Origin of the sequence: Nocardia sp. NPDC058058, assembly GCF_042885355.1 — a bacterium.
Lineage (GTDB): Bacteria > Actinomycetota > Actinomycetes > Mycobacteriales > Mycobacteriaceae > Nocardia.
Genome location: NZ_JBHVSA010000004.1, coordinates 1,048,382 through 1,059,112 on the forward strand (window position 1 = coordinate 1,048,382; position 10,731 = coordinate 1,059,112).

11 protein-coding genes are annotated in these 10,731 nt (G+C 67.6%); 5 read left to right on the top strand and 6 right to left on the bottom strand.

Annotation, left to right across the window (positions count from 1 at the left end):
* Window positions 1–9 precede the first annotated feature (9 nt).
* The 3 genes from ACFVUS_RS35895 to ACFVUS_RS35905 are packed head-to-tail and all read left to right on the top strand — an operon-like array spanning window position 10 to window position 4,425.
* Window positions 10–2,589, top strand: a complete 2,580-nt coding sequence (locus ACFVUS_RS35895; RefSeq protein ID WP_387777070.1) for an MFS transporter — start codon at window positions 10–12, stop codon at window positions 2,587–2,589.
* Window positions 2,586–3,407: a YceI family protein gene (locus ACFVUS_RS35900; RefSeq protein WP_387777073.1), complete on the top strand. Its 822-nt coding sequence runs from the start codon at window positions 2,586–2,588 to the stop codon at window positions 3,405–3,407. Before ACFVUS_RS35895 ends, ACFVUS_RS35900 begins: the two co-directional genes overlap by 4 nt.
* A gap of 58 nt (window positions 3,408–3,465) precedes the next feature.
* Window positions 3,466–4,425: a DNA polymerase domain-containing protein gene (locus ACFVUS_RS35905; RefSeq protein ID WP_387777076.1), complete on the top strand. Its 960-nt coding sequence runs from the start codon at window positions 3,466–3,468 to the stop codon at window positions 4,423–4,425.
* 4 nt (window positions 4,426–4,429) lie between these two features.
* Here the strand turns inward: ACFVUS_RS35905 and ACFVUS_RS35910 are convergent, their stop codons facing one another.
* Window positions 4,430–5,233 carry an SDR family NAD(P)-dependent oxidoreductase gene (locus ACFVUS_RS35910; RefSeq protein WP_387777079.1) on the bottom strand — a complete coding sequence of 268 codons (804 nt, stop codon included), beginning with the start codon at window positions 5,231–5,233 and terminating at the stop codon, window positions 4,430–4,432.
* A gap of 225 nt (window positions 5,234–5,458) precedes the next feature.
* Here ACFVUS_RS35910 and ACFVUS_RS35915 point away from each other — a divergent pair, with 225 nt between their 5' ends.
* Window positions 5,459–5,719, top strand: a complete 261-nt coding sequence (locus tag ACFVUS_RS35915; protein WP_364639060.1) for a hypothetical protein — start codon at window positions 5,459–5,461, stop codon at window positions 5,717–5,719.
* On the opposite strand, the gene ACFVUS_RS35920 is transcribed toward ACFVUS_RS35915, so the two are convergent.
* Window positions 5,716–7,041 carry a carotenoid oxygenase family protein gene (locus ACFVUS_RS35920; RefSeq protein WP_387777082.1) on the bottom strand — a complete coding sequence of 442 codons (1,326 nt, stop codon included), beginning with the start codon at window positions 7,039–7,041 and terminating at the stop codon, window positions 5,716–5,718. The genes ACFVUS_RS35915 and ACFVUS_RS35920 overlap by 4 nt on opposite strands.
* A complete protein-coding gene (locus ACFVUS_RS35925; protein WP_387777085.1) occupies window positions 7,038–7,592 on the bottom strand; it encodes a hypothetical protein in 555 nt (184 codons plus the stop codon). Before ACFVUS_RS35925 ends, ACFVUS_RS35920 begins: the two co-directional genes overlap by 4 nt.
* A gap of 93 nt (window positions 7,593–7,685) precedes the next feature.
* Between ACFVUS_RS35925 and ACFVUS_RS35930 the strand changes: the two genes are divergently transcribed.
* Window positions 7,686–8,210, top strand: a complete 525-nt coding sequence (locus ACFVUS_RS35930) for a PadR family transcriptional regulator (protein WP_387777088.1) — start codon at window positions 7,686–7,688, stop codon at window positions 8,208–8,210.
* Window positions 8,211–8,223: 13 nt separating this feature from the next.
* Here ACFVUS_RS35930 and ACFVUS_RS35935 read toward each other — a convergent pair whose 3' ends face one another.
* The 3 genes from ACFVUS_RS35935 to ACFVUS_RS35945 form a co-directional block, all read right to left on the bottom strand.
* Window positions 8,224–8,637 carry a nuclear transport factor 2 family protein gene (locus ACFVUS_RS35935; RefSeq protein WP_387777091.1) on the bottom strand — a complete coding sequence of 138 codons (414 nt, stop codon included), beginning with the start codon at window positions 8,635–8,637 and terminating at the stop codon, window positions 8,224–8,226.
* Window positions 8,638–8,714: 77 nt separating this feature from the next.
* Window positions 8,715–9,107, bottom strand: coding sequence for a nuclear transport factor 2 family protein (locus tag ACFVUS_RS35940; protein ID WP_387777094.1), 393 nt, complete (start codon window positions 9,105–9,107; stop codon window positions 8,715–8,717).
* 42 nt (window positions 9,108–9,149) lie between these two features.
* Entirely contained in the window at window positions 9,150–10,718 is a 1,569-nt protein-coding gene (locus tag ACFVUS_RS35945; RefSeq protein ID WP_387777097.1) for an HD domain-containing phosphohydrolase, read from the bottom strand.
* Window positions 10,719–10,731 lie beyond the last annotated feature (13 nt).

Below are 10,731 nucleotides of genomic sequence, written 5' to 3' on the forward strand. Positions count from 1 at the left end.
CCCCGAACTATGACAAGTGCGACGATCGAGGCGTCACCGGAAAAGCAGGCGGGCGGTCCGCCGCAACTCTCGCACCGGCAGATCCTCACCATTCTGTCCGGTCTGCTGCTGGGCATGTTCCTGGCCGCGCTCGACCAGAACATCGTCAGCGTGGCCATCGTCAAGATCGCCAACAGCCTGCACGGATTCGACCAGCAGGCCTGGGCGACAACGGCATACCTGATCACCGCCACCATCAGCACCCCGCTGTACGGCAAGCTCGCGGACATCTACGGGCGAAAAGCCTTCTTCCTCACCGCGATCGGGCTGTTCGTCATCGGTTCGGCGGCCTGCACCTTCGCCACCTCCATGTACGAGCTGGCCGGGTTCCGCGCCTTCCAGGGCCTGGGCGCGGGCGGGCTGATGTCGCTGGCCATGACGATCATCGGCGATATCGTCCCGCCGCGCGAAAGATCCAGATACCAGGGCTATTTCATGATGGTCTTCGGTATCGCGACGGTGCTCGGGCCGGTGCTGGGCGGCTGGTTCTCCGGGTTCGATCACCTCTGGGGCCTGGAGGGCTGGCGCTGGGTGTTCCTGGTCAATGTGCCGATCGGCGTGATCGCGCTGGTGGTGGTGGCCAAGGTGCTGAATCTGCCGCAGGAGCGGCGCCAACTCCGGGTGGACTGGGGCGGCGCTGTGGCACTGAGTGTTTGCGTGGTGCCGCTGCTGATCGTCGCCGAACAGGGGCGCGGCTGGGGCTGGGGTTCGGGGCGTTCGATCCTGTGCTACGTCATCGGCGTGATCGGCCTGGTGGTGTTCCTGGGCGTCGAATACCTGATGAAGGACGCCGCGCTGATTCCATTGCGGCTGTTCCGGAATTCGACCTTCACCGTATGCATCATCGGCGGGTTCATCGTCGGTATCGCCATGTTCGGCGCGATCTCGATGGTGCCGCTGTATCTGCAAGTGGTGCGCGGGTTCTCGCCGACCAAGGCCGGATTGCTGATGCTGCCGCTGGTGGCGGGCATCATGATCGGCTCGCTCATTTCCGGTCAGGTCACCAAACGCACCGGGCGCTACAAGATTCTGCCGGTGGCGGGCACGTTCATCATCGCCTGCGGCGGTGCGCTGTACGCGACGGTGCACTACGACAGCGCGCTGTGGCAGCCGCTGCTCTACAGCGGCATCATCGGGCTCGGGCTCGGTGGCTGTATGCAGACGCTGATCATCGCGGTCCAGAATGCCGGTCCGCGTTCGGATATGGGTGTCTCGACCGCATCGGCGACCTTCTTCCGGCAGGTCGGCGGCACGCTCGGTGTCGCGGTCTTCCTGACGATTCTGTTCAATCTGCTGCCGAACAAGATCATCGATGCCTTCGGCGGTCACCTGCCGCCCGGTTTCGACGCGTCCAAGCTGGACAGCGTGCAGTCCAATACCGCTGGTATCGCGACACTTCCGGCCATGGTGCGCGATCCCATTCTGATCGGCTTCACCGATGCCATGCACGGGGTGTTCTGGGCGGCGGCCGGAGTGGCGCTGGTCGCGTGCGTCGTGCTGCTGTTCATGAAGGAGATCCCGCTTCAGGACATCGCGCCCGCCGCGCCGCAAACCGCCGATCCCGCAGCGGTTTCCGAGGCGGAGTGGGCCGAGGATCAGGTGTGGGACGGGGCGGCGCGCGCCATCTCGCAGCCGGAACCCGTACTGGCGGAGGCGAATCACGCCGAGGCCGACGGTTTCCAGGCGAAACAGGTTGCCACCGTGGCGGCATCGGCGACCAATGGCGCGGCACCTGCCGCCGGGCGGGTGCGCGCGATCGTTGGGCAGGTGCGCCGCGATGACGGCCGCCCGATTCCCGATGCCGCGGTGACGCTGATCGATCAACGCGGACACCAGGTTTCGCGCGCCACCGGGGACAGCGGCGGCGGCTATCGCATCGAACCGCCCGCGGCGGGCAGCTATGTGCTGATCGTCTCGGCGGCCGGGCATCTGCCGACCGCGGTCAATGTCGCCATCGACACCCACCCGCAGCAGCGCGATATCACCCTGCAGAGCGCGGGCGAGCTGTCCGGCACCATTCGCATCGCCGGTCGCGGCGGACCGCTCGCGGGCGCGAGCATCACGCTGACCGACGCGCGCGGCGAGGTGGTCGGCGCGGCGGTGTCCGGGGCCGACGGCGGTTATCTCTGCAACGGCGTCGTCGCCGGGGCATACACGCTGGTGGCGGCGGCCGCGCATATGTGGCCGCAGGCCACCTCGGTGGTGGTGCCGGACAGCGGACTGCTGCATTTCGATCTGGAGCTGACCGCGATGGCCATGCTGACCGGAACGGTGTGGGCCGAGGGCCGGGCGCTGCCGGACGCCTCGGTCACCATTCTGGACGCGGCGGGCAATGAGATCGGGGCCACCCGCACCGATGCGCACGGCCGCTATACGGTGCCGGATCTCGTCGAAGGCGGGTACACGGTCATCGCGCGCGGATATCCTGCGGTACACAGTCGAATTCGGCTCACCGGCGGGGAGATCGTGCACGATATGCATCTGGGCTACGACCTGGGTACGGTTGCGGCCGAGCAGGATGACGTCGAATGGACAACGGAGGGATCATGACCGGTCTCACCGCCCGGATTCGGAGTTCGGCGGGTTGGCCGATGCCGGGTGCGGTGCTGATCGTCACCGATCTGACCGGACGGCAATTGGCGCGTGCGACCTCGGATGCGAGTGGGGTCGCGATGACCGAGCCGCTGCCGCCCGGTACCCATACCGCGGTCGTCACCGCGCCCGGTCATCAGCCGGTGGCCCAGCTCGCGCGCATCGCCGCGACCGGCGGCGGTGCGCTCGGTGAGGTCCGTCTCGAGCCCGAGGCGAATACGGTGGCGCTGCCGCCGCCCGGCCCGTGGACCATCGATCCGGCGCATTCCACCGTGCTGGTCACCGCCCGGCATCTCGGAATCGCCGGTATCAAGGCGCGTTTCGCCGAGGTGAGCGGGCGATTGGAGATCGCCGCGAACTTCGAGCGGTCCACCGGATACGCCGAGATCAAGGCGGCGGCGGTGGATACCGGGGTCGGTATGCGCGACGATCACCTGCGCTCCGCGGATTTCCTGGACGCCGAACGCTTCCCGCTGATCACCTTCGCGGGCAACGGTTTTCGCCGCACCGGCGGCGACACCTGGGTGATGCCCGGCGAACTCACCCTGCACGGCCGCGCCCGCCCGGTCGAACTGGCCGTCACCTACGGCGGCTACGGCCCGGACCCCTGGGGCGGCGTACGCGTGGCCTTCCACGCCGAAACCCTCTTGCACCGTGACGATTTCGCCATCGACTACAACGCCATGGTGCGCGCGGGCATCGCCGCGGTCGGCGCGACCCTGCGCGTCGAACTAGATATGGAACTGGTCCAGGGCGAGCGCCTCCCGGCCATGTAGCGAGGTCCGATCCGCCCGGATGCTTGACGCGGGGCGGGTGCGGGCGCAGGGTGGGGCCATGGGTGACGGGGTTCGCGACGGTCTGAAGTTCAGCAGTCTGGACAGTCCGCTGTTCGATGGCGCGGACGCCACCAAGGGTGAGCTGATCGACTACCTGGAGGCGGTGGGGGAGCGGCTGGTGCGGAATCTGCGTGCCCGGCCGCTGTCGGTGGTGCGGGTGCGGCCCGGGCAGGAGCCGTTCATGCAGAAGAATCTGCCCAAGTACACCCCGGAGTGGGTGCCGCGTAAGACGATGTGGGCGGACAGCTCCAAGCGTGAGATCTCCTACGCGCTCTGCGATGACCTGCGCACGCTGCTCTGGTTCGGCAATCAACGCGCGGTGGAATACCACGTGACGCTGTTGCTCGCCGAGGAGCTCGTCGACTATGCCGGTGGCCCAACGCATCTCGTGCTCGATATCGATCCGGCCCCGGACCAGCCGTTCGATCAGGTGGTCGGCGCGGCCGAGCTGATTCGCCAGGCCCTGGCCGACGACGGACTCGCGGGAGCGGTGAAAACCAGTGGGGCCAAAGGCGTGCACATCTTCGTCCCGGTCCGGGACGTGAATATCGAGGACGCGGCCGCCGCCACCCGCGCCATCGCGGTCCGCGCCGAGCGACTCGATCCGGCGCTGGCCACCACCGCGTTCATTCGAGAAGACCGGGGCGGCAAGGTTTTCCTGGACTCCACCCGCGCGGGCGGCGCGACGGTGGTGGCGGCCTACAGCCCCCGCATTCGGCCGGGGGCCACGGTGTCCTTCCCGATCGCGTGGTCCGATCTCGGGCAGATCCACCCGCGCGACTTCACGATTCGCACCGCCACGAAACAACTCGGCGATCGCGATCCCTGGGCCGAGCAGATGCCCGATCCGCAGACGCTGCCCGCCGACCTGATCGAACACGGTCACACCATCCCGGTCGCCCGCGTCCAGGCCATGCACGAGGGCAAGCGCCGCGCCCGCGCGCGGCGCGATACCTGACCCGCTACTCGGCCGTCAGCCCGGTGAGCCGGGCCGAGAGCTCCCAGAGTTCGCGGCCGACGGCCGGATCGGTGACCTGTTTGTGGGTGGGTTCCTGGCGGCGGAGCTTGTTGAAATACGCGCCGTTGATCGTCGCGGGGTCCTCGACCGTCGCCAGGTGGATCATCGGGGCCGCGCCGGTGTCCGGGGTGGGCAGTACGTGGCGGCCGATGATCATGAGGCGGCCCAGGATCGGGGTTTCGCGCATGACACCGGTGCCGATGCCGCCGGGATGGAAGATGCTCGCGGTGAGTCGCGGTGCGCGCTGCGCCAATTCGCGGGTGAACAGCAGCAGCGCCAGTTTGGCCGCACCGTAGGCGCGGTGCCCGCCCACGGCGTCCGGATCGTTCAGATCGAGTGTGCCGGTGCGATATGCGACGCTGCCGGTATTGATGACGCGTGCGCCGTCGAGGGCGGGCAGCAGCAGATTCGTGAGCAGGAACGGCGCGAGATGATTGACCTGGAAGGACATTTCGTGCCCGTCGGCGGTCAGGCGCCGCCCGCTGAAGACCCCGCCCGCGTTATTGGCCAGGATGTCGATCGGGCGGTCGGCGAGCTTCTCGGCGAGTTCGCGCACATCGTCCAGCCGGGCGTAGTCGGCGATATGGTGTTCGGCGTCGATGGATTCGGCCACCGCGCGCGTCTGTTCCGGTGATCGCCCGACCACCACGACACGTGCGCCGAGGTCGGCGAAGCGGCGTACGGCGGCCGCGCCGATACCCGAACTCGCCCCGGTCACGACGACCGTGCGGCCCCGCAGATCAGCCATATTCCTGCACTCCAGTCACTCGTCGTTCGCGGTCACGATCTCGACCTCGAACAGAGCCGCAGTGCCGGAACGGGTTTCGCGAACCGTACCCGGTCGCCGAATCCGATGCGCGCCGAGCCTTCAAAGCGAATTCACAGCTCGGACCGAGGTTGCGCGGCGACGCGCTCGGGTACAGTTCCGCGCACGCCGACCTCTCGGTCCGCGTGCGTGAACAGGAGAAAACCCATGTCGGTGTCCCGTGCCGGGCTATTGCTCGCCGAAGGTGTTGCGGCGGTGAGCCTCTGCTTCGTGATCGCGGGTGGCGGTGCGAGTCGCGCGGTGCCGCTGGCCGAGGGCCTCGACGCCGGTTCGGCGCTCTCACCGACCGGGCTGGCCCTGGGCTCGGTCAATGGCGGGCCGCGCGACTGCGCCACCGTCGGTTCGGCCATGAGTCTGAGCGGCGAGTCCGGCGTGACCTGCAAGGGCATTTTCAGCGGCAGCGCCTAGGGCTTCGGATCCGGCAGCCAGCTGCCGTGGAAGCCGTACGGAACCCGTTGCGGCAGCTGGATGATGGCGACCGGCGGGGCCGTCATATCGGCGGCGTCCAGGATGGTCAGCGAACTGCGGTCGGTGCCGTGGTCGTAGACGTACGTCATGAGATAGCCGCTGCCGGTGAGTGTTTCATCGGCCGGGGCGAATACGGCTTCGGCGGGGACCAGTCCGCCGGCGAATTCGTGCGCGGTGTGCGCACCGGTGTGCAGGTCGTAGCGCACCAGTGCGCCGCCCGCGCCGGTCAGGCGGGATTTCCCGGAGACGGTGGCGTGCCCGAATCTGGAGTCCAGGGTGAGCAACCGGTCGTCGACGCGCGGGAATTCGGCCGCGCGGTCGTCGATCTGCTCCTCGCGCACGGTGCCGGTGGTCAGGTCCATGGTCCAGCGCCACAGTGTCGCCTCGGTGAAGGTGTCCGAGCCGGTGCGCCACAGTTCGGGATAGCGCATGGCGTACAGGATCACCCGGTCGCCCTCGTCGAAGGCGTTGAGGGTGTGGAAGACATAGCAGGGCGCGATCTCGAACCAGGTGATCGCGCCGTGCGGATCGTCGCGCCGCAGCACACCCAGTCGCGCCCGATAGTCATCGCTCCAGCGGAAGGCCATACCGCCGGATATGGCGGCCTCCCGGTCGAAAACCACCGGGAGATCGAGGAATACGACGTGTGCGGCGGTCAGCGCGAAATCGTGCTGCATGGTCGGGGCGGGCACATCGATCGGACGGCTCAGCAGCAGTTCGCCATTCGCGTCGGCGCGATGGTAGGTGAGGTACGGCTCGCCGGTCACCTCGTAGCCGAAGAAGTGCAATTCGCCTGTGCGCGGGCAGGTTTTGGGATGCGCGGTCATGGCGGTGCGCAGTGCGCCGTCGAAATCGTAGGGGCCGACGGTGTCGAGTTCGGTCGTCAATTCGTAGGGCAGGGACGATTCCACCAGTGCGAGGGTGTGTCCGGCATGGCGGATGACATGGGTATTGGCCACGCCCGCCGTCAGATCGCGGGAGCCGTCCGCGCCGTAGGGGCTCGCACCATCGGTGAAGGTGCTGGTGCGCACCCAGCGATTGCGGTAGGAGACGGCGCGGCCGCCGTCGAGCCGGACCCCGTGCACCATGCCGTCACCGGTGAACCAGTGCCCGGAGGCGGCGTCGTGCGGGTTGGGGCCGTTGCGCAGATACCAGCCGGTGAGTTCGGGCGGTATGCGGCCGGTGACCGAAAGTTCGCGCGCGGTCAGCTCTTCGGTGACCGGTGCGTAGTTCCCGGCCATATGCGGCGGGCTCATGGTCATGCCGGATCCGCCATCTTGCGGGCCTTACCCTGGATGTACGCGACATAGCGCAGGGTGAATACGACCGGGATAACGAAGGCCGCGATCTGCACGATGGTGCGCGGGCCGTCGGTGTGCGCGAGCAGTGCGAGCGCCACGCAGCCGATGGCGAAGCTCGCCGCCCACACCGAGGTGATGATGTAGCTGGTGCGAATGAAGACCGGGTTGTCCCACAGTTCGGGTGGCGTGGTCTGCTTCGCGATCGGCAGCGTGAACGGATTGCGCAGTGCCAGTGAGATTCCCGCGATCAGCGCGAGCACGCCAGAGGATAGTGCGGGCGAGTACGGGTGCAGTGCGGTATCGGGATTGACGAAGGCCAGTACGGTCAGCGCCGCGAAGAACACCGCGGAGCCGATATCGATGAGCTGGGCGTCCAGGGCCTGGCCCGCGCGGGTCTGCCGGACGACGGTGGCGGCGGAAATGCCGAAGGCGATGAGCGCGGCCCACTTCCAGTACTCGGAGGGGATCACCGCGTAGACGATCCAGGGGGCGAAGGTGCGCAAGTAGGACACTTCGAAAGCTCCTCGGTGACATTCCTAAACTGACATGTCGAAGTTAGAACCTCCGGTATCGACATGTCAATAGTGGAATGTACGATGATTTTCATGAGCCTTCGATTTGCCCTCCTCGGTGTGCTGGCCGAAGAGCCCTCGAGCGGATACGACCTGCTCCGGCGGTTCAAGATCTCGCTGGGCCAGGTCTGGCCCGCCACCCAGAGCCAGATCTACACCGAGCTCACCAAGCTCGCCGACGCCGAACTGATCAAGGTGTCGGACGAGGGCGCGCGCGGGCGTAAGGAATACAGCATCACCGAGACCGGGCTCGAACAGCTGCGGGAATGGCTCACCGACACCCGGCCGAAGCGGCAACCGCGCAACGAGATGCTGATGCGGGTGTTCTTCCTCGGACAGGTCAGCCGGGCGCAGGCGCGCGCGTATCTGACCGATGTCGACGAGCTGTACGTGAACGCCCAGTCCGAACTACACGAGCTGGGCGCGAACGTCGATTGGGACGATAGCGATCTGTCCGTCTACGGCCGCATCGCGATGGAATGGGGCGAGCGATTCGCCACCATGAATCAGGAGTGGGCGCGGTGGGCGCTCGAGCAGATTCCCGAGCGCAACACCTGAGCGGCACAACGTATTACGCGCCTGCCTCGCGGGCGATCTGCGCGGCCGCTTCCTGCTGAATCCGCTCGAACTGCCCGGCCATCGCCGCGGCCAGCGCCTGCGCCGCCGACAGCGGGCGCACCATCACCATGAAGTCGACGATCTTGCCGTGCTCGTCGTACTTCAGGAAATCGCAGCCGTTGATCTTCTTGCCGTCCACGGTGGCCTCGAACAGCAGGGCGTGATCGCGGCCGTTGGCATCGGCGATCTCGCGCACGTATTCGAAATCCTGGAAGACGCGCAGCACCCCGCGCAGGATCGCCGCGGTCACCGGCTTGCCCGGATAGGGCTTGAAGGCGACCGGGCTGGTGAACACCACATCATCGGCGAGCAGCGCCTCGATCGCCTGCTCATCACGGGCTTCCACGGCCTTGCGGAAGGAGTTCATCGCCACCTCTTATGCAACTCGTTGAATAGGTATCTCGGACGGTACCCGAATTCCGCGGCGGTGGCGATGGCCGGGTACTACTCCGGATTCCAGCCCGAGCACAGCAGATCGAGTGCGCCGATGTGGTCACCGGCGGTGGCGAAGACGTGCTGTTCGGCAATGCGGGCCTGCCCCGCGTCGTCGATCATGCGCACGCGCCAGCGCAGGTAGAGCTTGTCGCCGAGGCGTCCGGCGGTGGCATCGAGGACCTCGAAGGCGTCCGTCCCGCCGAACCAATTCCGGAAGCGGGTCTCGGCGGCCGCCGCGCCCGCGGTGTCGAAGGGGCCGGGTGGGATCAGTCCGCGGAAGCGGACGTCGGGGGTGAGGCAGGCGGACAGCGCGGTGAAGTCGCGCCGCGTGAGCGCTTCGAGTAGCAGACCCGCTACGGGCCAGCCGGTTTCGGTTTCGGGGGTGTGGGCTGTTGTGGTCATACTCTTTTTCTACGAGCCCGCGCGCGTCGTCACATCGGGTGTTCACCCGATCTTTGCGTCGTCCGCGCTGATCAGGCCGTGTCGCATGGCGAACATGGCGGCCGCGCCACGGGCCGTCACCCCGATCTTGGTGTAGATGTGCTCGACATGGGTGCCGACGGTGCGCGGCGTGATCGAAAGCCGCTGTGCGATCTGCTTATTGGAGTGTCCGCGCACCAGCAGGCACAGCACCTCCACCTCGCGGGCGGTGAGTCCGGCGACCTGTGCGGTCCGGCGCGGCGGCTGTTGTCCGGCGGCGGTCAGCACCGCCCGCACGGCTTCGGCATCGAGTCGGCCGGCGGCGACCTCGTCCCGCAGCAGCGTCGCGCGTTCGGCCGCGGGCAGCCCCGCACGATGCGGGCGATCCTCGCCCAGCGCCTGATAGGTCTGTGCCGCCGCGAGCAGGCGCGCGGCGAAAGGCAGTGCCGCACCGGACAATCCGCGCGGATAGCCGGAGCCGTCCATGCGTTCGTGGCACATTCCGGCGATCGTCCCGAGCCGGTGCAGCCCGGCGCTGCGGGACAGCATGCGCTCGGTCAGATAGGGCACCATGCGCACCCGCTCCCACTCCGAGGGCGAGAGCGCGCCGGGTTTGTTCCAGATGCCGGTGGATACGCCGATCACGCCGAGGCGGCAGACCAGCGCGGCGCGCTCCACCTCGATCGCCTCGGCCTCCGGCAATCCGTGGACCCGGGCCGCCGCGGCGGCCAATGCGGCGGTCGCGCTCGAATGTCCAAGGAAGCAGGGGGCTTTCAGGTCCGCGTAGTCGGCGAAGGTGCGCAGCATCTCGGTGAGTTCGTCCTCCGGAATCGACCGATCCAGTGGTGCGCAGCCGTCGATGACCGTCTGCCAGGCATCGAAAGTGGCGATGCCGTCCAGGATTTCGGGTTCGCGCGCGCAGAGTTCCACCAGTTCCGGATCGAACTCGGTGCCGCCGCGTTCCCGCAGTACCTCCAATGCCGCTGTGCTCCCGCCCAATTGGCAGAACGCCTCGGCATCGTCGGCGATCTGCACCACCCGCATCACGGGCGTGATCTGCGCGCCGGAGAGTCCGAGCGGTACGCCCTTACCGTCCCAGCGTTCGAATGCCTGCGGCAGCGCCGCGCAGACCTCGGCGTGCAGGCGGAGCCGGTCGGCGATAGCCGCGGTGGTCTCGCAGTGCGTGACGAACGAATGCATGGCGTCCCGGATGCCGCCGGACAGGAAGCGGCCGGCCAGCGTCATCCGGCGCAGCGGGGACAGGCCCGGACCGAGATGACCCAGCAGGAAGGTCAGCATGGGCAGGCCCGATTTGTCGACCGCGTAGCTGTCCGCCCGGATCTGCCGGTCATCGCCGAACCAGGCGGCCATTTCGTGCGAATCCGCGACGCAGCCGACCCAGGCCAGCAGTGAGACATAGAAGGTGGCGGCGCGCTGTTCCTCGGAGAATCCGGCCGCGGCGGCCAATCGGGTGGCGATCACGGTCTGGCGCAGTACGTGCTGTTCCGGCTGACCGAGACCGAGATCGGTCGCCAGCGACAGGGATGCGACCAGTTCCGCGAGCCGCACCCCGGAGGAATCGTGCTGCGCCATCGCGCTGATCATA